This window comes from Massilia psychrophila (genome assembly GCF_002760665.1).
GTDB lineage: Bacteria > Pseudomonadota > Gammaproteobacteria > Burkholderiales > Burkholderiaceae_D > JAFCUW01.
In genome coordinates, this window is record NZ_PDOB01000017.1 from 43,458 (window position 1) to 66,422 (window position 22,965).

22 protein-coding genes and 2 pseudogenes are annotated in these 22,965 nt (G+C 62.3%); 12 read left to right on the forward strand and 12 right to left on the reverse strand.

Features of this window, described 5'->3' with window-relative positions:
• Positions 1–339 precede the first annotated feature (339 nt).
• Both CR103_RS12245 and CR103_RS12250 read left to right on the forward strand, forming a co-directional pair.
• Entirely contained in the window at positions 340–2,646 is a 2,307-nt protein-coding gene (locus tag CR103_RS12245) for a TonB-dependent receptor domain-containing protein (protein WP_099916268.1), read from the forward strand.
• 102 nt (positions 2,647–2,748) lie between these two features.
• Positions 2,749–3,510 carry an alpha/beta hydrolase gene (locus CR103_RS12250; RefSeq protein WP_099916269.1) on the forward strand — a complete coding sequence of 254 codons (762 nt, stop codon included), beginning with the start codon at positions 2,749–2,751 and terminating at the stop codon, positions 3,508–3,510.
• A gap of 121 nt (positions 3,511–3,631) precedes the next feature.
• On the opposite strand, the gene CR103_RS12255 is transcribed toward CR103_RS12250, so the two are convergent.
• The 8 genes and pseudogenes from CR103_RS12255 to CR103_RS12290 all read right to left on the reverse strand — a co-directional run bounded on the left by CR103_RS12255 (position 3,632) and on the right by CR103_RS12290 (position 12,376).
• Positions 3,632–4,501, reverse strand: coding sequence for an SMP-30/gluconolactonase/LRE family protein (locus CR103_RS12255; protein WP_099916270.1), 870 nt, complete (start codon positions 4,499–4,501; stop codon positions 3,632–3,634).
• Complete coding sequence (locus CR103_RS12260) at positions 4,498–5,604, reverse strand: aldose epimerase family protein (protein WP_099916271.1); 1,107 nt, start codon at positions 5,602–5,604, stop codon at positions 4,498–4,500. The genes CR103_RS12255 and CR103_RS12260 overlap by 4 nt, the downstream gene beginning before the upstream one ends.
• 171 nt (positions 5,605–5,775) lie before the next feature.
• The gene (locus CR103_RS12265; protein ID WP_099916272.1) at positions 5,776–7,062 is read right to left on the reverse strand and encodes a glycerate kinase type-2 family protein; all 1,287 of its coding nucleotides are present in this window, start codon (positions 7,060–7,062) and stop codon (positions 5,776–5,778) included.
• Positions 7,063–7,078: 16 nt separating this feature from the next.
• The gene (gene glxR / locus CR103_RS12270) at positions 7,079–7,975 is read right to left on the reverse strand and encodes a 2-hydroxy-3-oxopropionate reductase (RefSeq protein ID WP_099916273.1); all 897 of its coding nucleotides are present in this window, start codon (positions 7,973–7,975) and stop codon (positions 7,079–7,081) included.
• A 29-nt stretch (positions 7,976–8,004) separates the two neighbouring features.
• Positions 8,005–8,312 (reverse strand): annotated as a pseudogene (gene gudD / locus CR103_RS23400) (glucarate dehydratase); the annotation flags it as partial.
• A gap of 430 nt (positions 8,313–8,742) precedes the next feature.
• A complete protein-coding gene (locus CR103_RS12280) occupies positions 8,743–9,813 on the reverse strand; it encodes a porin (protein WP_099916275.1) in 1,071 nt (356 codons plus the stop codon).
• Positions 9,814–10,110: 297 nt separating this feature from the next.
• Complete coding sequence (locus CR103_RS12285; RefSeq protein WP_099916308.1) at positions 10,111–11,073, reverse strand: LLM class oxidoreductase; 963 nt, start codon at positions 11,071–11,073, stop codon at positions 10,111–10,113.
• Positions 11,074–11,314: 241 nt separating this feature from the next.
• Positions 11,315–12,376 carry an AI-2E family transporter gene (locus CR103_RS12290; protein ID WP_099916276.1) on the reverse strand — a complete coding sequence of 354 codons (1,062 nt, stop codon included), beginning with the start codon at positions 12,374–12,376 and terminating at the stop codon, positions 11,315–11,317.
• 75 nt (positions 12,377–12,451) lie between these two features.
• Between CR103_RS12290 and CR103_RS23015 the strand changes: the two genes are divergently transcribed.
• Both CR103_RS23015 and CR103_RS12295 read left to right on the forward strand, forming a co-directional pair.
• Entirely contained in the window at positions 12,452–12,652 is a 201-nt protein-coding gene (locus tag CR103_RS23015; RefSeq protein ID WP_218968479.1) for a hypothetical protein, read from the forward strand.
• Positions 12,634–13,800, forward strand: coding sequence for a trans-sulfuration enzyme family protein (locus CR103_RS12295; RefSeq protein WP_099916277.1), 1,167 nt, complete (start codon positions 12,634–12,636; stop codon positions 13,798–13,800). Before CR103_RS23015 ends, CR103_RS12295 begins: the two co-directional genes overlap by 19 nt.
• 80 nt (positions 13,801–13,880) lie before the next feature.
• Here CR103_RS12295 and CR103_RS23405 read toward each other — a convergent pair whose 3' ends face one another.
• Complete coding sequence (locus CR103_RS23405; RefSeq protein ID WP_229443033.1) at positions 13,881–14,102, reverse strand: hypothetical protein; 222 nt, start codon at positions 14,100–14,102, stop codon at positions 13,881–13,883.
• Between the two features lie 242 nt (positions 14,103–14,344).
• On the opposite strand from CR103_RS23405, the gene CR103_RS12305 reads away from it, so the two are divergent.
• The gene (locus CR103_RS12305) at positions 14,345–14,650 is read left to right on the forward strand and encodes a DUF485 domain-containing protein (RefSeq protein ID WP_099916278.1); all 306 of its coding nucleotides are present in this window, start codon (positions 14,345–14,347) and stop codon (positions 14,648–14,650) included.
• Complete coding sequence (locus CR103_RS12310; protein WP_099916279.1) at positions 14,650–16,353, forward strand: cation acetate symporter; 1,704 nt, start codon at positions 14,650–14,652, stop codon at positions 16,351–16,353. The genes CR103_RS12305 and CR103_RS12310 overlap by 1 nt, the downstream gene beginning before the upstream one ends.
• A 54-nt stretch (positions 16,354–16,407) precedes the next feature.
• Here the strand turns inward: CR103_RS12310 and tnpC are convergent, their stop codons facing one another.
• From tnpC to tnpA (CR103_RS12325), 3 genes are read right to left on the reverse strand one after another with little or no spacing between them, the layout of a single operon-like run.
• A complete protein-coding gene (tnpC, locus tag CR103_RS12315; protein ID WP_143752588.1) occupies positions 16,408–18,048 on the reverse strand; it encodes an IS66 family transposase in 1,641 nt (546 codons plus the stop codon).
• Between the two features lie 21 nt (positions 18,049–18,069).
• Positions 18,070–18,426 (reverse strand): IS66 family insertion sequence element accessory protein TnpB, encoded by a 357-nt coding sequence (gene tnpB / locus CR103_RS12320; RefSeq protein WP_099916280.1) that lies wholly within the window; start codon positions 18,424–18,426, stop codon positions 18,070–18,072.
• Positions 18,426–18,758 (reverse strand): IS66 family insertion sequence element accessory protein TnpA, encoded by a 333-nt coding sequence (tnpA, locus tag CR103_RS12325; RefSeq protein WP_099916281.1) that lies wholly within the window; start codon positions 18,756–18,758, stop codon positions 18,426–18,428. The genes tnpB (CR103_RS12320) and tnpA (CR103_RS12325) overlap by 1 nt, the downstream gene beginning before the upstream one ends.
• A 365-nt stretch (positions 18,759–19,123) precedes the next feature.
• Between tnpA (CR103_RS12325) and CR103_RS22675 the strand changes: the two genes are divergently transcribed.
• From CR103_RS22675 to tnpB (CR103_RS12345), 6 genes and pseudogenes are all read left to right on the forward strand, one after another.
• Entirely contained in the window at positions 19,124–19,261 is a 138-nt protein-coding gene (locus tag CR103_RS22675; RefSeq protein ID WP_180279365.1) for a hypothetical protein, read from the forward strand.
• 167 nt (positions 19,262–19,428) lie between these two features.
• A complete protein-coding gene (locus CR103_RS12330; protein WP_180279366.1) occupies positions 19,429–20,070 on the forward strand; it encodes a PEP-CTERM sorting domain-containing protein in 642 nt (213 codons plus the stop codon).
• 811 nt (positions 20,071–20,881) lie between these two features.
• Positions 20,882–21,853 (forward strand): annotated as a pseudogene (locus CR103_RS24125) (transposase); the annotation flags it as partial.
• Positions 21,799–22,200, forward strand: coding sequence for a transposase (locus CR103_RS24130; RefSeq protein WP_370659439.1), 402 nt, complete (start codon positions 21,799–21,801; stop codon positions 22,198–22,200). The pseudogene CR103_RS24125 and the gene CR103_RS24130, both read left to right, overlap by 55 nt.
• 108 nt (positions 22,201–22,308) lie before the next feature.
• The gene (tnpA, locus tag CR103_RS12340; RefSeq protein WP_099916283.1) at positions 22,309–22,605 is read left to right on the forward strand and encodes an IS66 family insertion sequence element accessory protein TnpA; all 297 of its coding nucleotides are present in this window, start codon (positions 22,309–22,311) and stop codon (positions 22,603–22,605) included.
• Complete coding sequence (gene tnpB / locus CR103_RS12345) at positions 22,602–22,943, forward strand: IS66 family insertion sequence element accessory protein TnpB (RefSeq protein ID WP_099916284.1); 342 nt, start codon at positions 22,602–22,604, stop codon at positions 22,941–22,943. The genes tnpA (CR103_RS12340) and tnpB (CR103_RS12345) overlap by 4 nt, the downstream gene beginning before the upstream one ends.
• Positions 22,944–22,965: the final 22 nt, after the last annotated feature.

Consider the following 22,965-nt stretch of genomic DNA (forward strand, 5'->3'; position numbering starts at 1 on the left):
TCAACGTCTCGTCGGGTAGCAGAAGGGTGCGTATGAAAACCAGAAGGCGCTGACACCGGCTGCCGTGAGGAATCATTATAAAGGGTTAACGACACCTTTTGGCCAGTCCTGCCGATACCGGTGTTTAGCGTAGCGCGCAAAGAGGCCGCATGCCAGGCATCAGCAGCCTGGATGGGCATGGCGGTCGGAAACAGCTTGCAGCAGTGTCGTTTTAGCGCGTATCGACGTACTCACCAGCGCGACCATTTCGGTTTGTTACAAGCGCGAAACATTTAGTCGCTGTACTTGGTGGCAAGATTTGCCTATCCTGCCAGCTTGGCGCCACTTCCCGACTCTACAATGACGATTTCTCCCCGTTTGCCCTTGCTGCTCACCCGCAGCGCGCTGTCCGGCGCCATCCTCGGCGCGCTCGCTGGCCTGGCCCAGCCGGCGCTGGCGCAAACCGGCGCGGCGCCGGTCGTTGTCGCCAAGCCGCCGGTCAAAAAAACCGACGCGCCGGAGTCCGCCATCGATGCCACCGTCACGGTAACCGGCAATCGCCCCACCAATCGTATCGACCGCCAGGTCTACGACGTCAAGAACGACGTCAGTGCCACCAACGGTTCGGCCGCCGACGCACTGGGTAACGTGCCGTCGGTGGCGGTCGACCCGGACGGCACGCTGACGCTGCGCGGCAGCACCCGTGTTCAGGTCTACGTCGACGGCAAGCCGTCGGCCATGATGCAGGGCGATAACCGCGGCGCCACCTTGAACGCGATGCCGGCCGAAGACATCGAATCGGTCGAGGTGATCAACAATCCCGGCGCGCAGTTCGGCAACGAGGCCGGTGGCGGGCCGATCCTGAACCTGGTCATGCGGCGCAACCGCAAGCCGGGCGGGTTTGGCGCCGTCAACGCCAGCGGCGGCACGGCCGGCCGCTACAACTCGGGCGTATCAGGCAGCTACAACAGCGGCGCCTTCGGCATCCAGGGCGGCGCCAGCGTGCGCCGCGACGGCCGCGATTCAAGCTGGGACATCGACCGCGTGCGGGCCGACCCCGTCACCAAGATTGCCAACCGCAGCGCGCAGGACGGCAGTTCGAGCGGCCTGCGCGACGCCGCCAGCGTCAATACGGCGCTGACCTGGAACCTCGGCACCAGGGATACGCTCGGCGCCAACGTGACGTTGTCGCGCCTCTCCAACGACAGCCGTTCGCAAGACCGCTACGTCAGCTTCGGCGCAAACGACGTCACCAATAGCGACTACCTGCGCACCACCCGCGGTTCCGGCTACAGCGACAGCGGCGCCCTCGGCGCGCGCTTCGACCATAAGGGAGAACTGCCCGGCGAGGTGGCAAAATTCGATGTGCGCGTGTCATCGATGCTCAATGACAGCGCCAGCGCCTATTCGAACGCGTACGCGATCCGCCCGCCGCGCGCCCTGGACAACGCGAGCCGTCAGCAAAGCCTGACCGGGAACCGGCTCGTCGACTTTACTGGCGACTATGAGCGTCCGGTCGACCAGGCCTTCGTCAAGCTTGGCTACAAGCTGGCCAGCCACAAGAACAGCTTCGATACGCGCTATACCGACATCGACATCGCAACGCTGGGCGAAACCGTGAACACGGCGCGCAGCAACCGCTTCGAACTCGACGAGACCAGCGTGGCGCTGTACGCCTCGTACCAGTTCCGCCTCGACCAACACTGGAGCGTCCTTGCCGGCCTGCGCACCGAGTTGACCAGGATGGACTTTTTGCAGCTGAACGGCCAGCCTGACGCGAGCAACCGCTACGTCAACACCATTCCCAGCATGTTCGTCACCTACCGGATATCGGACCAGACCAACATTCGCCTGAGCTATGCGCACCGGATCCGCCGGCCGGGCGCGGGCGAGCTCAATCCCTTTGTCGTCTACCGCGACGAATTCAACGTCTCGTCGGGCAATCCCAACCTGAAGCCGACCAGCACCGACGCGTTCGAGCTGGGCTACGAGTCGCGCCTGGGTGCCCTCGACACCAATCTGCGCGGCTACTACCGCAAGGACACTGGCCTGATCTCGGAGCGCAAGAGCTTCATCAGCGACACCGTGATCCTCACCACCAAGGACAACGCCGGCAGCAACCAGTCCGGCGGGCTCGAATTCACGCTCTCCGGCAAACTGCTGCCGAAACTGTCGCTCAACACCAGCGGCAACCTGGCCTACGTCGAGCAGCGCATTTTCGGCAGCTTGACTAGCGGCGAAACAACGCGCCACGCGGTGTCACTGAGCGGCCGGGCGCGCATCAGTTACCAGATATCAAGCGAAGACCAGCTGCAGGTAGCCATCAACGGCCAGGGCAAGACCCTGAGTGGCCAGGGTTACCGCCAGCCGAACGTCACCACCAATGTCAGCCTGCGCCACGCAATCACGCCGGCACTGAGCCTGGTGCTCAACGTCACCGACGTCTTCAACGGCAACAAGAACGAGACCATCACCGATACCGACCTGCTGAAAGAGACCAGCATCCGCCGCTCGGCCGGGCGCATTGCCTACCTCGGCCTGACGTACCGCTTCGGCGGGCCGGCCGCAGCCGAACCGGGCTGGCGCGGGCCTGGACAGAACTACGGCGATGGGCCTGGCGCCGGCCCTGCGGGCAGACCGGGGATGGGGTCCGGGCCCCGAGGGTAACAGCACCGCGGCCGGGAATGCGTAATAATGGGGTTCTGGTGTGGTTCTTGAAAATGCCAGGTCCGTTCTTGTGAGCTGCGTGAACCGAAAAAGGAAGCGTCCTTGCGAATCGCCATCCTGCTCATCTCGAGCGCCCTCGTTTGCTACGCGGCGCTCTGCCTCGCCTTGTTCGCCTTCCAGCGCTCGCTGATCTATTTTCCCCAGCCGAAGTCGTTCGGCGACGCCGCCAGCACCATGCGCCTGGCGGTCGAGGACGCGCAACTTGCCATCACGGTCAGGCCGCACGCCGGTGCCAAGGCGCTGATCTATTTTGGCGGGAATGCGGAGGATGTGTCGGCGAACCTGGCCTCGTTTTCGAGCGCTTTCCCGGACCACGCGCTGTACCTGATGCATTATCGCGGCTTTGGCGGCAGTACCGGCAAGCCGTCCGAGAAGCTGCTGCACGCTGATGCCACGGCCTTGTTCGACAAGGTACGCGGCGAGCATGCCGACATCGCGCTGGTCGGGCGCAGCCTCGGTAGCGGGGTGGCAATCCGGCTCGCCACGGTGCGCTCTGCCAGCCGGCTCGTGCTGGTCACGCCGTACGACAGCATCGAGGCAATCGCGGCGCGGCAGTTTCCGTATTTCCCGGTGCGCTGGCTGCTGACCGACAAATTCGTCTCCTGGCGCTACGCCCAGGCGATCCGGGTGCCGACGCTGATCCTGCAGGCCGAGATCGACGACATCATTCCCGCCGCCAGCACGGCGCGCCTCTACGCCGCGTTCGCGCCGGATACGGCATCGCTGGTCGTCATTCGCGGCGCCGGCCACAACACTCTTTCGGACACCACGCAGTACCTGGAGAGGATGCGCTCGGCGTTGTGACCGGCGGCGCAAACATCCAGTGCACCGATGCGCAGCGAGCGATACGCCCGCCTGGGCAATCCGGCCGAACGGCACAGGACTTCAAATGGGGTCTGACGCCGGCGCTGTCGCCACCTGGAACTCAGCCCTGGAAGCGCGGTTCGGCCAGGCCGACGACGTCGGTGGCGAACCTGAAGACGCCGCCGGACTTGGGCGCGTTCGCCACCTCGGCGCTGGAGAGCCACTGGCGCGCGCTGGTGGCATACACGGTGTCGAGCAAGGGGCCGCCGAAGGCCAGGCAGGTTGGCTGCGACGCGGCCAGCATGATGACCCGTTCAACGTTGCCGTCCGGGCTGTAGCGCACCAGCCGGCCGGCGCCCCAGCGCGCATTCCACAGGTAACCTTCGGCGTCGACCGTCGAGCCGTCCGGTGCGCCCTGTTCGCCGCTCAGGTCGGCGAACACGCGCTGTTCGCCGATGTTGTCGCCATAGTCGCAGCTGCGGATCACCGCGGCCTGCGAATCGCAGTAATACATGGTGGCGCCATCGGGACTGAAACAAATGCTGTTGGCAATCGCCACCTTGCCGAGCGGCAGCCGCTCGAGCGTCAGGTCGCGGTTGAGCCGGTAGAAGCTGCCGACCGCCTCGCGCGGCTCGCTGTCCTGGTTGAACATGCCGAACACAAACCTGCCCTGGCGGTCGCAGCGGCCATCGTTGATGCGGGTGCCCGCCAGTGTCGGCTCGACGTCGCAGATACGCTCGATTTCTCCTGTCGACAAGGTGAAGAAGGCCAGCCCGCTGGCCAGCCCAAGCAGCAGGCGGTCGTCATCGGGCGTCAGCGCGAACGATGCCAGCCGTTCGGGCAGCGGCCAGCTGCACGTGGTGTCAAGGGCTGGCGTGTGCGCCCACAAGGTCGAGGCCGGAATGTCGGTCCACAGCAAGCGTTCGGTGCGCTCGCACCACAGGGCGCACTCGCCCAGTTCGTTCCTGGCATCGACGGCCAATTGCATCATGCGGTGGTCTCCACGGAAAATTTGAAGCGCGATTCGGTCATGTAGCGCTCGCCCGGGCGCAGGATGGTGTCGGGAAAATCGGGCTGGTTGGGCGAATTCGGAAAATGCTGGGGCTCGAGGCAAAAACCGCTGCGGTGCGGGTAACTGCGGCCCTTGCCGGCCAGGCTGCCGTCGAGAAAATTGCCGCTGTAAAACTGCACGCCAGGCTCCTCGGTGAACAGTTCGAGCACCCGGCCGGAACCCGGATCGCGCACCCGCGCGGCCAGGCCCATGCGGGCAGGCAGCTTGTCGAGCACGAAATTGTGGTCGTAGCCCTCGCCATGGCGCAGCTGCTGTTTGCCCTCGTCATCGCCGTCGCCGTCGCCGCCACTGTCACTGTCACTGTCACTGTCACTGTACGCGATGCACTCGCCGATCGGACGCGCGGAACGGAAGTCGAACGGCGTGCCGGCCACCGGCGCCAGCACCCCAGTCGGGATCAGCGCACTGTCGACCGGGGTGAACATGTCGGCCCGGATCATCAGTTCGTGCGTCAGGATGTCGCCCGCGCCGGCAAGGTTGAAGTAGCTGTGCTGGGTCAGGTTGACCGGCGTGGCGCGGTCGGTCAGCGCGGAGCAGCGCATCACCAGCTCATTGTCGTCCGTCAGCTCGTAGCGTACCGTCACCTCGAGCGTGCCCGGGAAACCCATCTCGCCGTCGACGCTGGTGTAGTGCAAGGTCAGCCCTTCCTCATCGGGATGAGCGGTCCACTTGACCTTGTGGAAGCCTTGCACCCCGCCGTGCAGGTTGTTGGCGCCGTCGTTGGCGTCGAGCTCGAACGTTTCGCCGTCGAGTTCAAAACAGGCACCGGCGATGCGGTTGCCGTAGCGGCCAATCAGCGCGCCGAAGTACGCATTGTCGGCCACGTAGGGTTCGAGCGTATCGAAGCCGAGCACGACATCGGCCGCAACGCCATCGCGCCCCGGCACGTGCAGTTCGGTGACGATGGCGCCGAAATCGATGATCTTCGCCACCATGCCATGCACATTGGTCAAGGTGAACTGGTTAACGGTGGCGCCGTCCGGCATCTGGCCAAACGGCGCCTGGCGCATATTGTCTTGCATGCCAGCCTCCTTCAGTTTCGTTTCGTTTCGTTTGGTTCCGGTAAAAACCTGTACCGGAGCGACAACAGTGTAGCGCGCAGAGCAACATCGTACCAATCGAACGGCGCGAGCGCCAGCGCCAAGCTGCCAGACAGTCCAGCCGAGGGCCTGATGTAGCGCAGCTAAAGTAGGTCAGCCCGAAATATAGATCGCCCGGAAGTCGTTAACGTTGGTCAGGGTCGGCCCGCAGATGACCGAGTCACCCAGTGCCTGGAAAAAGCCATGGCCGTCGTTGTCGGCCAGGCGCTCGCGTGGCTTGATGCCCTTCTCCCATGCGCGCGCCAGCGTATCGGGTGCGAGATAAGCGCCGGCAATTTCTTCCTGTCCATCGACGCCGTCGGTGTCGCAGGCGATTGCGTAAATGCCGGGCTGGCCGTTCAAGGCCACGCCAAGCGAGAGCAGGAACTCGACGTTGCGCCCGCCGCGGCCAGCGCCGCGCACGGTGACGGTGGTTTCGCCGCCCGACAGCAAGATGCAAGGCGGCGTGAACGGCTGATGGTGGCGCGCCACCTGCAATGCGACGCCTGCCATGACGATGCCGACGTCGCGCGCCTCGCCTTCGATGCTGTCGCCCAGAATATACGCCGGCACGCCGGCCGCGCGCGCCGTTGCTGCCGCCGCTTCGAGCGCCATCTGCGGCGTGGCGATCATCCGCGTTTCGCTGTTGGCCAGGCGCGCATCGCCCGGCTTGACCGATTCGCCGCGCCCGCTTTCCAACAGCGCGGTGACCTTGTCCGGCACCGCGATGGCGTAACGGCGCAGGATCGCCAGCGCGTCGGCGCAGCTGGTGCGGTCAAACGTGGTCGGCCCGCTGGCGATGTCGGCCGGATCGTCGCCCGGCACGTCGGAAATGAGCAAGGTGACGACTTTGGCCGGAAAACATGCCGCCGCCAGCCGGCCGCCCTTGATGGCAGACAGGTGGCGCCGCACGCAGTTCATCTCGCCGATGGTGGCGCCGCTTTTGAGCAGTGCCTTGTTGATCTCCTGCTTGTCGGCCAGCTGCAAGTCGTCGTCCGGCAGCACCAGCAGCGACGAGCCGCCGCCGGAAATGAGGCAGATCACCAGGTCGTCGGCGCTTAAACCGGCGACCAGGCCGAGGATGCGGCGCGCCGCCGCCAGCCCTGCCTGGTCCGGTACCGGATGGGCCGCCTCGACGATCTCGATGCGCGCGCACGGCACCGCGTAGCCGTAGCGTGTGACCACCAGCCCGGATAGTTCGCCGGCCCAGTTCTGCTCGAGAACGCGGGCCATTTCTGCCGAGGCCTTGCCGGCGCCGACCACCAGGGTGCGCCCGCGCGGCGGCGGCGGCAGGTGCGGCGGCAGGCAGTGGGAGGACTGCGCCGCTTCGACAGCGGCGTCGAACATGGCTCGCAGCAGCTGACGCGGTTCAACGCCGGGTTCAATACGTGGATCGCTCATGCACAACTCCGAAAAATCATTGAGGAACGGGCGCGCCGATTTCGTAATTGGCCATCATCTCGAGGGCGCGCACCAAGGCCGAATGATCCCATGCTTTGCCGCCGTGCGCCGTGCAGCTGTTAAACAATTCCTGGGCGGTGGCGGTATTGGGCAGCGACAGCCCCATCGCCCGCGCGCTCGAGAGCGCAAGGTTCAGGTCCTTCTGGTGCAGTTCAATCCGAAAGCCTGGCTCGAAGGTGCGGTTGATCATGCGCTCGCCGTGCACTTCGAGAATGCGCGAGGCGGCAAACCCGCCCATCAGCGCCTGGCGCACCTTGGCCGGGTCGGCGCCCATGCGCGCAGCGAACAGCAGCGCTTCGCCGACCGCCTCGATGATGAGCGCGACGATGATCTGGTTGGCCACCTTGGTGGTCTGGCCGTCGCCGTTGCCGCCCACCAGGGTGATGTTTTTCCCCATCAGCTCGAACAGCGGCTTGACCAGCGCGAACGCCCGTTCCGGGCCACCCACCATGATGGTCAGGCTGGCGGCGCGCGCGCCCACTTCGCCGCCCGACACTGGGGCGTCGAGGTAATCGCAGCCGAGCGCATTGATTTTGAAGGCGAACTGCTTGGTCTCGATCGGCGAGATCGAGCTCATGTCGACGACGATCTTGCCGCTTGTGAGTCCCTGCGCCACGCCGCCGTCGTCGAACAGCACCGCCGCCACGTGCGGGGTGTCCGGCACCATGATGATGACGATGTCGGCCTGCTGCGCCACTTCCCTGCCTGATCCGCAGGTGACGGCGCCCTGCCCGGCCAAGTCGGCTGGCAGCGGCTTGATGTCGTGCACGTACAGTGCGTGGCCGCCCTTGAGGATGTGGGCCGCCATCGGCGCGCCCATGATGCCCAGACCAATGAATCCGACTTTGCTCATGCTGTTTCTCCTTGTTTGAATGTGGCCGCCAGCGCTTGCGGCGTCATCGCCTTGTCGTGGCGCAGCCGCAGCCGGTCGTCGGGATTGCCTGGATCGGTGGCGTACTCCAGGTCCGTGGCGCCACGCTCGCCCAGGTAGAACAGGTAGAACAGGTAGAACAGGTAGCCAAGCATGTCGACCTTGTCGCGTTGCTGGTCACCGCCCGGCAATGCGACAAGGTCGACATGCCCAACAATTTTCCGGGCAGACCAGGCAGCGCCGCTTCGATTGCGCTCACGGCGTGGCTGCTGACGCGCAGGTCGACCGTTTGCAGGCCGCGCCCGCCCGCGTCACGGTCGCGCTGGTCATCCCATGATCCTGACTAGTCATTGCTTATCGTGCAACAAGACTACAGTACGGTCAGCACGCGGGCGCAGTGCAAGCAATGGCTGTTTGCATTGAAGGAAATCCGGTACACACCAATAAAGTGATCGGACATCACTCGATTTTTGAGCTACGCCTGTGATGCGTAAGCACCTGATGCAGCCGTCCCTGACGAGCCTTGGCCGCTACCCGGTCAAGCCCGATCTGCTGCCGAGCGAATTGCACAGGGACGCGGATTGGCGCCGTGCAACGGCACGATCCGGCACATTGCGTCAGTTACGCACGCGGTGGCGCGCCAGCATTGGACGCGGAGGTGCCGATGCCACACACCGTGATGACGCCCGGCGCCAGCATCATCGTCATCCGTTCTGCCGATGATGCTGGTGCCGGTGCAACTTGCCCGCTTAAAACGAGTGCCGCACCCCCAGGTTGAAGGCGCGATCGCCCGTGCCCGGCTCGGTGTTGTTTGCCACCGTGTAGCCTGCCCCGTTCTTGTTGTTAATCGAACCGTAAGCCGTGTACAGGTGGGTACGCTTCGACACCGGATACAGGTAGCCGATACCCCAGGCGCGCGAATCCTGGTTGAAAGACGTCTTGTCGTTCTTGCGCATCACCGATGCGATCAGGCTGCCCGTGCCGATCGGCGCGGTCAGTCCAAGCAGTACTTCGTTGCCATCGGTCGAGGCTAACGGCGCCACCGCTGCGCCGAACGGATTGTTGTTGTTGCCCAGCGGCGCGCTGCTGTTGCCTTTGTCCACGCCATAAGCGACGTAGGCCTTGACCACGCCAAAGTCATAGTTGGCAGCGACCAGCCTGTTGGTGCCAACCCCGCTCAGAACCGGGTTTGGAGACGTCGAGTTCTTGTTGTTGTACGCGAAGCGGACGTTCAGCGGGCCGCGCGCAAAGCTGACCGAGGCGCCCATCTGGCGGCCCGCCGTTGCGCTGCCGGCCTGTTCGCCCGGGCTGTACATGATGTCGCCGGAAAAGCCCATGGTTTCCGGCGCCGAGTACATCAGCACGTTGCTGGCGCGAACGTTGGTACCCCAATCGGGGAACTGGTTACGCGACGTGCCGGCGAAGCCAGTGCCGAACGGATCGCCTACCTGCACCAGCGTGTTGTGATACGGCGTGTTCTGGCGACCCAGGGTCAGGGTTCCGATCGGGCTCTTGAGACCAAGATAGGCCTGACGGCTGAACAGGTTGCCGCTCTCGGCTTGCTCGCCGGTGTCGACCCGGAAGCCCGATTCGAGCGTGAAGATGGCGGACATGCCGCCGCCCAGGTCTTCGACGCCACGAAAGCCGAGGCGCGAGTAGGTGCCGACGCCGCTGGTCAGTTTGCTGACGTCGCCGGCGGCGCCGCCGGTTTCACGCACCAAGCCGGCATCGACGGTGCCGTAGATCGTGACGCCGCTCTGAGCCGATGCAGCGCCTGCACAGGCGGCCAGCGCAGCCACGGCGAAAATGTTTTTGTTCATGTCTGTATTCCTTTTTGGTGTAAGTCGCTCTTGGGGGAACGGCCCGTATTGCCAACCGCGGGCCGTTGCTGGCTATTTGACCAATACCCGGTGTACTCAGTTCATGCGAAATCACACAGGAAGACATATTTATATCCGCTGAAAAAACAATGTCGCGGCAAGGGGTTCCAGAATATTCGGTAAGAAACTATTTTTTCGGAACGCAAGCGCCAATCACGCCCATGCGCCCTGCCGCCACCACCACCATGGCGATCGCGGGTCGATTGCGTTCGTTCGTGCGGCGACAGCAGACAGACGTCAGGCGAATTCGGCAACGACGAATTCGGCCAGTTCCTGCAGCACTTCGACCGCCGGGCGCTTGCCGTATTTCAGGTTGAGCACCAAGTGGTCGACCCCGATCGCCGTCAAGGCGCGCAGATACGCGCTCAACGCATGCCTGCCCTGGCGGTGACCGAGGTGGATCGGTGTCTGCGGCGCATGCGGATCGTCGGCCAGGTCGATGAAATACGACTGCACCAGCGGCTTGTATTGGCCCGGCGCCAGCGCCGCCACCGCTTCGCGCCAATGCCTGACGACCTGCTCCTGGCTGGCAAGGGCGCGCGGGTAGGTTATCCAGCCGTCGGCATTGGCGGCGATCCAGCCGAGGTCTTGCTGGCTGTGCCCGGTCACCAGCAAAGGCACATGCGAAGCGAGCGGTTTAGGAATCACGTCGGCGCCGGCCAAGTGACCGAAGCGGCTCTCGACGTGCGGGAAATAATTTCCCCAATATATCTTGAGCAATTCCATGGTTTCGCGGAAGGTGGCGCCGCGGGTGTCGAAATCGACGCCGAAGGCGGGGAATTCGACCGGCCTGTCGCCGGATGCCACGCCCATCAGGAATCGCCCGCCGCACAACTGGTCGACGCTGGCGGCGGCCTTGGCGACATGGATCGGATGGCGCAACGGCAGCACCACCGACGCTGTCAGCAAGGCGATCTCGCGGGTCTGGCCGGCAATGTAGCCAAGATATGTCCAGACGTCGAATACCTGGCCCGAATCGCCGAAATGCGGGTCGCGCAAGGGCACGTCGCGAAACGCCAGGCTGGCAAATCCCGCGCGCTCGGCCTGCTGGGCGAGCGCGACCTGGTTGTGCATGGACGGCATGTCGCTGTCGAACGCTTCGATCGGGAAAAACATTCCCAGCGTCAGTTTGCCGGGCTTGAAGACGCGCTGGTAACCGGCGTTGGCAACGGGAGAACGGGCGGGGTGAGGGGTGAACATGGACATGCCTTTCGACAAGTAGAAAACACGCAGAGAAATGCGTCGGCGCGGCGCGCGCCGACCGCCTCGTGCGGACCGGCTTCATGGCATTGGACTGCCGCCGGCACCAGAAAGGTCCGGCAAAATGTCCACCGCGAAGGCATCGGTCGGCACCGTCGCGGCAACCGCGGCCAGCAGCTAGCAGATAGCAGATAGCAGCTAACAGTCGGCCCGGGCATTGCAGGCGCCGCCGCCACCTGCGTCAGCTTGCGCTGGAGTTGCTTTTCTGGGACGAAAAAATGTCCCACAGCGCGATGAACAAGGCGGCCACCACCGGTCCGATGACAAAGCCATTCAGTCCGAAAATGGCCATGCCGCCGATGGTGGAGATGAGCACGAGGTAATCGGGCATCTTGATGTCCTTGCCGACCAGGACCGGGCGCAGCACATTGTCGATCATGCCGATCACCAGCACGCCGAAGGCGGTAAGGATCGCGCCTTTCCAGAAGGCGCCGATGGCGAACAGGTACAACGCCACCGGGCCCCAGACCAGTGCGGCGCCGACCGCCGGCAGCAGCGACAGGAAGGCCATCACTACCGCCCACAGCAGCGGGGCCTGGATCCCCAGCATCCAGAAGGCCAGCCCGCCCATGGCGCCTTGCGCGGCGGCGACGAGGAAATTGCCTTTTACCGTGGCCCGTATCACCGTGGTGAACTTTTCGAACAATTCCCGCTTGTTCTCCCCGCTGAGCGGAACGGCACGCTGGATGCGCCTGGCCAGCACATTGCCATCCTTGAGCAGGAAAAACAGCAGATACACCATGACGAAAAAGCTGACGACGAAGTCGAAGGCATTCATGCCGACGTTGAGCATATTGGTGGCGATGAACCGGCTGCCCTCCAGTGCCGCGTCCGACAGTTTGGCCTGCAGCGTGCCCATGCTGTCCATGCCGAACCGGCCCATGATGTCATGCATCCATGCGGGCAAGGCGGCAAAGATTTTCTGCAGGAAGGCGGCGATATCGATATCGCCCGAGACCACTTTTTGATACAGGGCCGTGCCTTCCTGTGCCAGCGAAATGGCGATCAGGATCAACGGCAAAATGACCAGCAACAGGCAAATTGCCAGCGTGGCCAGGGCGGCCAGGCCGGGTCGCTTGCTTAACTTGCTCAGCATCCGCCGGTGAAACGGCGCAAACAGGATCGCCAGCACGGCACCCCAGAAGATGGCGCCGAAATACGGCATCAGGATCCATCCGAAAGCGATGGTGGCGAGGACCAGCAGCAGGATGAAGGTTTTCGCCTGGAGATCGGGATGGTTCATGAAAGGGAAGGAAAATAGGATTGCTGACAGAATACCTGAATGCGGTGGTGTTCCTTCGATAATACGGAACATGGGGTGTCTGCTCCAAACTGCAGCGATGCAGGCCCGACCTGCTGCCCGGACGATTTCAGAGACTGCCGGCCGAAAAACGTTCTCGATTACAATGACGAAAAACGCATTGCCGCGATGGTTTCCCGTTCGCGCCTGCACCCTTCTTTCTCTTTTTATCTCTTTTTATCTCTTTTACCAGGAACAGCATGGATGCCAAGAACATGAAGCCGGAAAGTCTCGCCGCCCAAGCGTTGGGCTGGGTCGACGAAGCCACCCGGGCAATCGCGCCGCCGATTCACACCGCCACCACCTACCTGCGCGACGAGGACAACCAGTATCGTTCCGGCCGCGTCTATTCGCGCGACCAGAATCCATCCTACGACCAGGCCGAGGCGCTCATCACCGCGCTCGAAGCGGGACACCAGAGCTTGTTGTTCGCCTCCGGCATGGCGGCGGCGACCGCCGTCTTCCTGGCGCTGGCGCCGGGCGACCATGTGGTGGCGCCGAAGGTGATGTACTGGTCGCTGCGCAACTGGCTGAAAAACTTCGCCACCGACTGGGGCCTGGTGGTCGAGTTCATCGAGATGGATTCGGCCGCCGCGCTGCAGGCGGCGATCCAGCCCGGCAAAACCAAACTGGTGTGGATCGAAACCCCGGCCAATCCGCTGTGGACCATCACCGATATCGCCGCCACCTGTCGCATCGCCCACGCGGCCGGCGCGCTGGTGGCGGTCGATTCGACCGTCGGCACGCCGGTGCTGAGCCAGCCTCTGACCCTGGGCGCGGACATCGTCATGCATGCGGCGACCAAATACCTCAACGGCCACTCGGACGTCATCGCGGGCAGCCTCACGGTGCGCGCCGACTCGCCAACCTGGCAGCGCATTCGCGCCATCCGGGCCCAGCTCGGCGGCGTGCTGGGCCCGTTCGAAGCCTGGCTGCTGACGCGCGGCATGCGCACGCTGTTTCCGCGCGTGCGCACCGCCTGCGCGTCGGCCCAGCGCATCGCCGAGTATTTCGACACCCACCCGCACGTTGCCGAGGTGCTCTATCCGGGGCTGCCATCGTTCGCCGGCCACTCTGTCGCCGCCGCCCAGATGCAGGGCGGCTTCGGCGGCATGCTGTCGATCCGGGTCAAGGGAACAAACGAGCGCAGCGGCGAAGCGGCGGCGATCGCGACTGCCGCCAAGGTGCAATTGTGGAAGCGCGCGACCTCGCTCGGCGGTGTCGAGAGCCTGATCGAACACCGCGCCAGCGTCGAGGGCCCGGGCACGCCGGCACCGAGCGACCTGCTGCGCCTGTCGGTCGGTATCGAGGACGCGGGCGATCTGATTGCCGACCTCGAAGCGGCGCTGAAGCTAGCGCACGCATAAGGTGTAACGATAAGGCGTTACGATCAAGTGTAACCAAAAGCGCGGCGTACCCTGCACGGCCACGCGTTTGGACAAGCCGGCTACAAATCGGCCGGCATGATCTTCGTGCCTTCAAGGTTCAAGTTGTACATCAGGCCGGCATTGGTCAGCACGACCACCTGTACCGGCCGACTTTCAGGACTGCGACCTACGCGTCGGCGCCGATCGACAGCGAGACCACCCGGTAATAGCCGGGAGCCGGGCGGCTTGCCTTTCTCCCGCAGCGCCCCTCTATCGAGATCGACGATCTTGCAGTTTGTCATGCAGCGCGTTGTGTGAAGCGTTTGCAGATCGACTACCCCCTATACAGCGACACCTGCCCTGATCTTACGCCGTCGATATCGGGCGCGCGAACCGGAACACGCGCGTGCGGGCGGGCGGGCGGGCCGCAAGCGTTGCGTTTCTAGCCTGGCCAGCGGTGATTTTTAAATACGGGAACTGTCCGTCGCCCGAGCGATCAAAATGAAATTGAACGTATTCGTCTCGACGAAAAAAAGGGGCAACCATGCAAGAAGTTCTTGTACAAAAAATCGTAGCCAACCCGCACTATCAACAGCTCGTCAAGCTACGCACGGTCTTCGGCTGGACGCTGACGGCGCTGATGATGATCGTGTATTACGGCTTCATCCTGTTGATCGCGTTCGACAAGGAGTTGCTGGCAACCCGGATCGGCAGCGGCGTCATGACCTGGGGCATTCCTGCCGGCCTGTTCGTGATCGTGTTTACCGTCGTGATAACTGGCATTTACGTATCGCGCGCCAACAAGCAGTTCGACGAACTGACCGAAACCATCCGCCGGGAGGTGCTGTGATGCGCCGGCGCCGCCAACGGCCTGCCGCCGCATTGCCGGCACCGGCGACCTTGCTGGCACTGCTGACACTGCTGATACTGAGCGGCGCAGCCAGCCTCGCGCGCGCCGCCGACGTCATCGGCCCCACCGTACAGCAGCCGAAGAACTGGACCGCCATTGCCATGTTCGCTGCCTTCGTCATCTTCACCCTGTTCATCACCCGCTGGGCCGCCAAGAGAACCCGGTCAGCCGCCGATTTCTATACCGCAGGCGGCGGCATCACCGGCTTTCAGAACGGGCTGGCGATTGCCGGCGACTACATGTCGGCCGCTTCTTTCCTCGGCATTTCCTCGGCCGTTTTCCTGAACGGTTACGACGGCCTGATCTATTCGATCGGCTTCTTGGTCGGCTGGCCGATCATCACCTTCCTGATGGCGGAGCGCTTGCGCAATCTTGGCCGCTTCACGTTCGCCGACGTCGCCGCCTACCGTTTCGCGCAAACCCCGATCCGCGCGTTCGCTGCATCCGGCACACTGGTCGTCGTCGCGTTCTACCTGATCGCCCAGATGGTCGGCGCCGGCCAGTTGATCAAGCTGCTGTTCGGCCTCGATTACTGGATCGCCGTCGTCATCGTCGGCACCCTGATGATGGTGTACGTGCTGTTTGGCGGCATGACGGCCACCACCTGGGTGCAGATCATCAAGGCTGTCATGCTGCTTTCCGGCGCGACCTTCATGGCGCTGGCGGTGCTGGCGCAGTTTAATTTCAGCCCGGAGGCCTTGTTCGCCAAGGCGGTCGAGGTGCACCCGAAAGCGCAAACCATCATGGGGCCGGGTAACTTCATCACCGATCCGATTTCGGCCATTTCGTTCGGCATGGCGCTGATGTTCGGCACCGCCGGGCTGCCGCACATCCTGATGCGTTTTTTCACCGTGCCAAGCGCGAAGGAAGCGCGTAAATCGGTGTTCTGGGCCACCACCTGGATCGGCTACTTTTATGTCCTTACCTTTATCATCGGCTTCGGCGCAATCGTCCTGGTCGGCACCAACCAGGTTTTCATGGATGCGACCGGCAAACTGTTAGGCGGCAATAACATGGCGGCGATCCACCTTGCCACCGCAGTCGGCGGCAATGTCTTCCTCGGCTTCATGTCGGCAGTCGCCTTCGCCACCATCCTGGCAGTCGTTGCCGGGCTGACCTTGTCGGGCGCCTCGGCCGTTTCGCACGACCTGTACGCCACCGTCTTCAAGAAGGGAAATGCCACCAGCGCCAACGAATTGCAGGTATCGCGCCTGACCACGGTGGCGCTGGGGATTGTCGCAGTGGTGCTGGGCATCGTTTTCGAAAAACAGAACATCGCCTTCATGGTGTCGCTGGCGTTCGCGATCGCCGCATCGGCCAATTTCCCGGTACTGTTCATGTCGGTGTTGTGGAAGAACTGCACCACGCGCGGCGCCACCATCGGCGGTTTCCTCGGCTTGTTCACCGCGGTTGGCCTGACCATCGTGTCCAAATCGGTCTGGGTCGATGTGTTCGGGTACAAGACCGCCATTTTCCCCTACGCCTCACCAGCGCTGTTCTCGATGACTGCCGGGTTTGTCGGGATCTGGCTGTTTTCCGTACTCGACAACAGCGATCGGGCGCGCATCGACCGCCTAGGCTATGAGGCGCAGGAAGTTCGCTCCGAAACGGGGATCGGCGCCGTCACGAGTTCCGGCCATTAGTTGAAATGAAATATGCCTACGTTGACAGTAAGCGATCCATGAACCCCAGCCTGTTCAGCCAGGCATATCGCTGGTTAAATCCGGGGCATGCATATCCTTCACATTCCACGGCAGCAGCGCCTCGACGTCATCGACGGTTTTCGCGGCAGGCAAGTCACGCAGCACGCGCCGCAGCCACGTGTAAGGTTCAACGCCATTCGCCTTGGCCGTCTCCAGCACCGAGTAGATGACGGCACTGGCGTTGGCGCCGGCCACCGTATCGCTGAACAGCCATGCCTTGCGGCCGATGACGAACGGCCGGATCGCGTTCTCGGCGCGGTTGTTGTCGATCGGCAGGTCGCCGCGCTCCGTGTAACGCGTCAGGCGCGGCCAGTCATCACGCAGGTACGACAGCGCCGTGCCGAGCGCGCTCTTCGGCGTTACGCCCGGCAGCGTCTTGTCGAGCCAGATGCGCAGCGCCGCCAGCGCCGGCACGCTGAGGGTTTGCCGTGCCAGCAGGCGCGCATCGTCGCCAGTGTCCTTGTGGTTACGCTCGACTCCGTACAGCTTGCCGATCAGTGCGACGGCCTCGTCGGCGAGCCCGCGCCGGCCTTTCGGCTGCACCTTGACGGCCTCGACGAACCGGCGGCGAACGTGGGCCCAGCAGATCAACTGGTCAATGCCGTCGGTGCGCATCAGCTCGCTATAGCCGCTGTAGCCGTCGGTCATCACGTACCCCCGGTAGTCGTGCAGCAGGCGCACCGGCACCTGCCCGCCGCGGCTCGCATCGTAGTCGAACACCACCACCGGCCGCCCCGGCGGTCCGCCCGTCTGCACCCACATGTAGCTGTTCGAGGTCGGCGCCTTGCCGGCTTCCTTAAGCACCTGCACGACCGTTTCGTCGACGTGCAGGAACGCGCCCTCCAACAAGGCGTCGCGCATCAGGTTCAGCAGCGGCTGCAGCACGCCGGCCGCGCATATGACCCAGCGCGCCAGCGTCTGGCGCGGCCCCGTCACACCGTGGCGGGCCAGCACGGACTCGAAGCGGGCCAGCGGCAGGCCGTCGATGAATTTAACTACCAGCAGCATGGCCAGCAGGTCGGCGCTGGCGTTACTCTTGGGCAGAGGCTGCGGCGGCAGGGGCGCGGTGATCGGCGCGTGCGCGCTGCCCGGGCAGCCATAGCGCTTGCGGATATGACGCAGCACGCGCACCTGCATCGGCACCAGGTCGAGCTGCTCGCTGACGTCCTCGCCGATCGCCACCATCAGCGTGCCGCACGGGCAGGTGCGCTCGGCCGCAGGCACGTAATGCACAACATCGACGCGTGCCAACCCGGACGGCAACGGGCCGCGCTTGCCCCGTCCCGGCTTGTTGTCGGCCTTGCCGTCGCCCTTGGTGGCCGGCGGCAGCGGCGCCACGTCTTGCGACGCGTCGCTGCCGGCGGCCAGGTCCTCGGCTTCGTCGAACAACCGACCCTGGCTTGATGCCTGCTCCGAGCTGGCGCCGAACATACGGTGGCGCGCTAGGATGAACTGCTCCATCATGTGCTGCATATGACTTAGCGCTTGTGTCTTGACGTCGTTATGCGCGGCGATGACCGAGTGCAGCAACGCCGTCAGCGCCGCCGCGTCGGTCAGCAACACGGCCGGCAACGCCAGCTCGGGCAGACTGTAGCGCGGTGGCAGATTGGTCGGTTTGACGGTGGCGTAAGGCATGCCGTAGTTTACCAAATTCCCCTATGAAACAGAACCGAAATGTAGCGTTTTATGGGGTGGCTTCTGCCATAAATTGAAGCCCTCCAGCAGCCACTCGAACTGCTGCAGCGTGACCCCTTGCGTGGCGCCGTCGACAGCACGCGGCCAGGCGAATTTCTCGGCCTCGAGGCGCTTGAGCCACAGGCAGAAACCGTTGCGGTGCCAGTACAGCACCTTGATCGTGTTGCGGTCGCGGTTGACAAACACGTACAGCGCGCTGCCGAACGGAACGAGTCCCAGCGCCTGCTCGACGAGTACCGACAGGCCGCCGATCGACTTGCGGAAGTCGACCGGCTCGCGGCATAAAAACACCTGGTCGATGCGGCAGCCCGGGTGCATCAGCGCGCTCCCGCGTAGGCTTGGTCGAAGGCCAGCAGCCACGTCGCCGATGGTAGCGCCGCCAGCTCCAGACGCAGGCCGCAGCGCAGCACCAGTGTGCACGGGCCCGTTGGTGCGCCTGCCGCCACGTCCATCACGCGCAGTGCGACGAACTTGCCCGCCGGACCGCCGCCGCCATCGTCGTTGACTGCGGCGGCCAGCTTCAACTTACGCTGCCAGTAATACAGCGACGCCAGCGTCAGCCCGTGCCGCCGCGCATACACGCTCGCCGCACTGCCTTCGCGGCGGCATGCCTCGACGTGTGAAATCCAGAAGTCGGTGTTGCCTTCCATGCTTGCTCCCGTTCAAATTGAAACGGCAAGCATGCGGAAATCGGGATCAAGCTACAAGGCTGTGGTTCATGGATCGCTTACCGTTGACAGGCCAATCTAGACCCTATTGCGTTGAAAAAGTTTCGAGGCAACTATTTAAGCATGTTTTTAAAGGTATCAAACGTCCGACCGGCCGGTGAACTTTCAATGTAGGCAGTTTTGGACAGTCGAGGTAACAATTGTTTGTATCCTGCACGCAAAGGAACCGAGTTTTTCAATGCAATAGACCCCATTGCGGACATTCCAGACTGGGTTTCGGTGCCCAAAGCGTTCTTACATGGAGCGCGGATTGCGCGGGAAATATGTTCAACGGGCTACGGAGGGCGATGGCGCGCATCGAAGTCGACCGCTATGGCTGGGACGGGGTGGGCAATATGCTTTTGCTGATGAGCACCGAGTTATTCCTGTCCAGCGGCGATGTATGGACGGTGCCCAGCAAATACCTGCTAGCTGCCAAGATATAATTTTTACAAGATTTCTATGAAATAATATAAATCCTGTCGAAAAATCTTACAGTTGGGAATTACAATGTCGCTAGTTAAACCATAAGTAATTGATTTTCATAGAAATTAAATTTCTGGCATGGGTTTTGCTTTATAGGAAATAAATCTAAACCACAATGGGATACACCATGAACCTGAAGCTGATCATTGCTGCAATCGCCGTCATCTCCGCCAGTGCTGCCAACGCTAACATCATCATTAACGGCAATTTCGAAGCAGGTAGCCTGGCTGGATGGACGGCGTTGAATAATGTGCAAATCGTCCACGATGACGGAGTCTCTCCCAATAATTTCTACCAAGGCGCAGGCAATTCGCAGAACGGCGACTGGGCGGCCTTGTTTAACACGGGCAAGTCAACCCCGAATGGTATCTTGTCGCAATCGTTCGCAACGACAATCGGCAAAACGTATCAAGTGGTGTTTGAGTTTGGCGTGACCAAACCGGGCAGCGCGAAGGGCGAGCAGAATTTGATGGCGACGGTCTCGGGTACGGGCGCAAATCCCCTGTTCTCGAAAACGTTTAACGACACAAATCCAAACACCATTTTGAAGACATTTTCGTTCGACTTTGTCGCCAATAGCGTTAGTTCGACATTGAAGTTTTCCGATCTTGCCGCCAACGGCACCGATGTATTCGCAGGCTTGCTGGACAACGTCATGGTCGACGAAGTGAGCGCTCCTGCAGCTGCCGTACCGGAGCCAGCTTCCCTGGGCCTGTTCGGGCTCGGCATGGCTGGACTTGCCGCGTTGCGCCGCAAGCGTTCCGCCTAAACGCAGCTGTCGGCGTCGGAATTATGGAAAAGCCGTCGTGATTACGACGGCTTTTTTACGTGCGCCCAGCATGGGCGCACTCTTGTGGGTGAAAGTCCCGCCGCAAGCTGACCACAGCGAGCGAAGTGAAGCGCAACTGTGAAAGGCGACCGACCGTGGAGAGGAAGCGTGGAGCGAAACTGAAAGTGAGCCAGGAAACGGCTGACGAAGCACTTCTCGCAGCGACTATGTCGGCTGAGCGCTCTCGTCGCCGCTTACGCATCTGGACTATACCTCGGTCCCCTGCAGTTGTTGAGGCGAGCTTGTCAAGCCTGTCTCCTGTAGAAATCGAACGAACTTACAAGCTCAACAATTAGGCCTTTGTCCGCCCAACTAAAAACGGCTGCATCGGGTCTATTGCGTTGAAAAAGTTTCGAGGCAACTATTTAAACATGTTTTTAGAGGTATCAAACGTCCGACCGGCCGGTGATCTTTCAATGTAGGCAGTTCTGGACAGTCGAGGTAACGATTGTTTGTATCCTGCACGCAAAGGAACCGAGTTTTTCAATGCAATAGGTCGGTTGCGGCCTGTGTACTGGTGAAGTCGAGCGAGCCGGAGCAGATCGAGCCTCGCGAGACAAACTTTACGGTCTGCAAATCTTACACTTCTTGCCCAATTTTTTCCAAAATTGTGAATGACTGCTCTTGGCCTATTGCGTTGAAAAACTCCCCTTGATGATCGCCCCGCCATGGCCCACCGTGATCTAAATTACGGCACAGGGCGGAGGCTGCGATGATAGGACGTCAGGCAACGAAGCGGGAGCTGTTCGTCATGATCAGTTTAGATGAGTACGTTCCCGAAGACCATCTCTTGCGGGCGGTGGACCGGTACCTCGACCTGAGCGAGTTTCGGCTGTGCCTGGCAGATTCATACAGCCATACAGATCGACCATCGATCGATCCCGAACTGATGGCGCGCATGCTGATCATTGGCTACTGCTACGGCATCCGGTCGGAACGCCGCTTGTGCGAGGAAGTGGGCATGAACCTCGCTTATCGCTGGTTCTGCCGTCTCGGCCTGAAAGACAAGGTCCCGGATCACTCGAGCTTTTCAAAAAATCGGCACGGCCGGTTTCGTGACCACGACGCTTTTCGCCAGCTGTTCGATATTGTGCTTCGACGCTGCATGGCCGAAGGCCTGGTGCAGGGCGAAGGATTTGCCACCGACGCCAGCATGATCGAGGCTGACGCCCAACGCCACCGCTCCCGTCCAGGCGAGCTCGGCATCAATTGGGGCGATCCGGAGCAGGCAAGGCGGCCAGTGCGAGAGTATCTAGCTGCGTTGGAGCAGGCCAATCCAGTGCCTGCGCCGCCGAAAAGAGTTTCCCTGACCGATCCGGCTTCAACCTGGACTGCGGCCGCCGGCGGGCCGGCTATCTTCGCCTACTCGACGAACTACCTGATCGATTTGAAAGCGGGGGTGATTGTCGATGTCGAGGGATCGGCCGTGAACAAAACTGCCGAAGTCGAAGCCACCAAAACGATGATCGATCGCGTCGAGGAAAAATTCGCCATCAAGCCGCAACGCCTGGTGGGCGACACCAATTACGGTGTTGCTGAGATGCTGGGCTGGCTGGTGGACCAGAAAAAGATCGCTCCACACGTTCCGGTATGGGATAAATCCGAGCATCACGACGGCACTTTCAGCCGCAGCGATTTCATCTTTGATAGCGACAACAACTGCTATATATGCCTGCCGGTAAATACCTGCAACCGGCTCAGCGTGATCAGAAGAAAAACCCGTTTCGCTATCGCGCCAGTCTGTATGACTGCAAGCCATGCGACCTTAAACCGAAGTGCTGCCCCAACATGGCCATCCGTAAAATCGACCGCAGTCCGCATGAGCTTGCACGTGACGTCGCTCGCGCCATCGGCAAGACAGAGGCGTATTGCCAATCACGTCGCGAGCGAAAGAAGGTGGAGATGCTGTTTGCCCACCTCAAACGCATCCTCAAACTCAGGCAATTGCGCTTGCGCGGGCCCAGCGGTGCACATGACGAGTTTCTGCTGGCGGCAACGGCGCAAAATCTTCGACGAATGGCCAAAAAACTGCTTCTGCCGAAACAAGACATGAAACCAGTCATGAGTTAAGCGGACCTAGCATGGGCTACTCCGTTCATCTGTAAGCGTCCAGCCGACTCACCTTCAAAGTTTTAAATGATCTGACCATACTTCGATTTTTTTGAATCGGAGATGCGAATGGAGAACGACGAGAAAGCGGTACTGTGGCGAGAGCGCGTTGCGCAATGGCGCGCAAGTGGGCGGTCGCAACGGGCATTCGCGCTCGACCAAGGCTATCCGCAGCGCCAACTCAACTATTGGGCGCGACGCCTGGCCGCGCAGGACGCTACGCCGGCGCTGCTGCCGGTGGCGATCAAGCGTGCCGTGAGCGCTGCGCCGGCAATGAGCCTGCGCAGCCCCAGCGGGTGGACCGTGATGCTACCGCCCGAGTTGCCAACGAGTTGGGTGGCAGAGCTGCTGCGCGGCCTGGCATGAAGCTGCAGGCAGAATCGGTCTGGCTGGCCACGCAGCCGGTGGACATGCGCATCGGCGCCGAGGGACTTTCTCTGCATGTGCAACAGGTGCTGGGGCGTGCGCCGTGTGACGGCACCGCTTACGTGTTCAGCAACCGCCGCCATACCCGGCTCAAGGTGGTGTGTTGGGATAGCAATGGCGTGTGGCTGTGCCAACGCCGCCTGCATCGCGGCCAGTTCGTCTGGCCGCAGGCGGGCGATGCCACCTGGGCACTGACCGATGCGCAGTGGCAGTGGTTGATCGCAGGCGTCGACTGGCAGCGCTTGACGGCAGAGCCCCCCGCACATTGGCAGTTGTAAACGTCGCTCGGCTCGGTTAACA

Excerpts from the sequence above, each read along its gene's own strand:
- CR103_RS12245 (WP_099916268.1), top strand. The coding sequence starts at position 340 with ATGACGATTTCTCCCCGTTTGCCCTTGCTGCTCACCCGCAGCGCGCTG.
- CR103_RS12255 (WP_099916270.1), bottom strand. The coding sequence starts at position 4,501 with ATGATGCAATTGGCCGTCGATGCCAGGAACGAACTGGGCGAGTGCGCC.
- CR103_RS12260 (WP_099916271.1), bottom strand. The coding sequence starts at position 5,604 with ATGCAAGACAATATGCGCCAGGCGCCGTTTGGCCAGATGCCGGACGGC.
- CR103_RS12265 (WP_099916272.1), bottom strand. The coding sequence starts at position 7,062 with ATGAGCGATCCACGTATTGAACCCGGCGTTGAACCGCGTCAGCTGCTG.
- glxR (WP_099916273.1), bottom strand. The coding sequence starts at position 7,975 with ATGAGCAAAGTCGGATTCATTGGTCTGGGCATCATGGGCGCGCCGATG.
- CR103_RS12280 (WP_099916275.1), bottom strand. The coding sequence starts at position 9,813 with ATGAACAAAAACATTTTCGCCGTGGCTGCGCTGGCCGCCTGTGCAGGC.
- CR103_RS12285 (WP_099916308.1), bottom strand. The coding sequence starts at position 11,073 with ATGTTCACCCCTCACCCCGCCCGTTCTCCCGTTGCCAACGCCGGTTAC.
- CR103_RS12290 (WP_099916276.1), bottom strand. The coding sequence starts at position 12,376 with ATGAACCATCCCGATCTCCAGGCGAAAACCTTCATCCTGCTGCTGGTC.
- CR103_RS12295 (WP_099916277.1), top strand. The coding sequence starts at position 12,634 with ATGGATGCCAAGAACATGAAGCCGGAAAGTCTCGCCGCCCAAGCGTTG.
- CR103_RS23405 (WP_229443033.1), bottom strand. The coding sequence starts at position 14,102 with ATGACAAACTGCAAGATCGTCGATCTCGATAGAGGGGCGCTGCGGGAG.
- CR103_RS12305 (WP_099916278.1), top strand. The coding sequence starts at position 14,345 with ATGCAAGAAGTTCTTGTACAAAAAATCGTAGCCAACCCGCACTATCAA.
- CR103_RS12310 (WP_099916279.1), top strand. The coding sequence starts at position 14,650 with ATGCGCCGGCGCCGCCAACGGCCTGCCGCCGCATTGCCGGCACCGGCG.
- tnpC (WP_143752588.1), bottom strand. The coding sequence starts at position 18,048 with ATGCCTTACGCCACCGTCAAACCGACCAATCTGCCACCGCGCTACAGT.
- tnpB (WP_099916280.1), bottom strand. The coding sequence starts at position 18,426 with ATGCACCCGGGCTGCCGCATCGACCAGGTGTTTTTATGCCGCGAGCCG.
- tnpA (WP_099916281.1), bottom strand. The coding sequence starts at position 18,758 with ATGGAAGGCAACACCGACTTCTGGATTTCACACGTCGAGGCATGCCGC.
- CR103_RS22675 (WP_180279365.1), top strand. The coding sequence starts at position 19,124 with ATGGCGCGCATCGAAGTCGACCGCTATGGCTGGGACGGGGTGGGCAAT.
- CR103_RS12330 (WP_180279366.1), top strand. The coding sequence starts at position 19,429 with ATGAACCTGAAGCTGATCATTGCTGCAATCGCCGTCATCTCCGCCAGT.
- CR103_RS24130 (WP_370659439.1), top strand. The coding sequence starts at position 21,799 with ATGCCTGCCGGTAAATACCTGCAACCGGCTCAGCGTGATCAGAAGAAA.
- tnpA (WP_099916283.1), top strand. The coding sequence starts at position 22,309 with ATGGAGAACGACGAGAAAGCGGTACTGTGGCGAGAGCGCGTTGCGCAA.
- tnpB (WP_099916284.1), top strand. The coding sequence starts at position 22,602 with ATGAAGCTGCAGGCAGAATCGGTCTGGCTGGCCACGCAGCCGGTGGAC.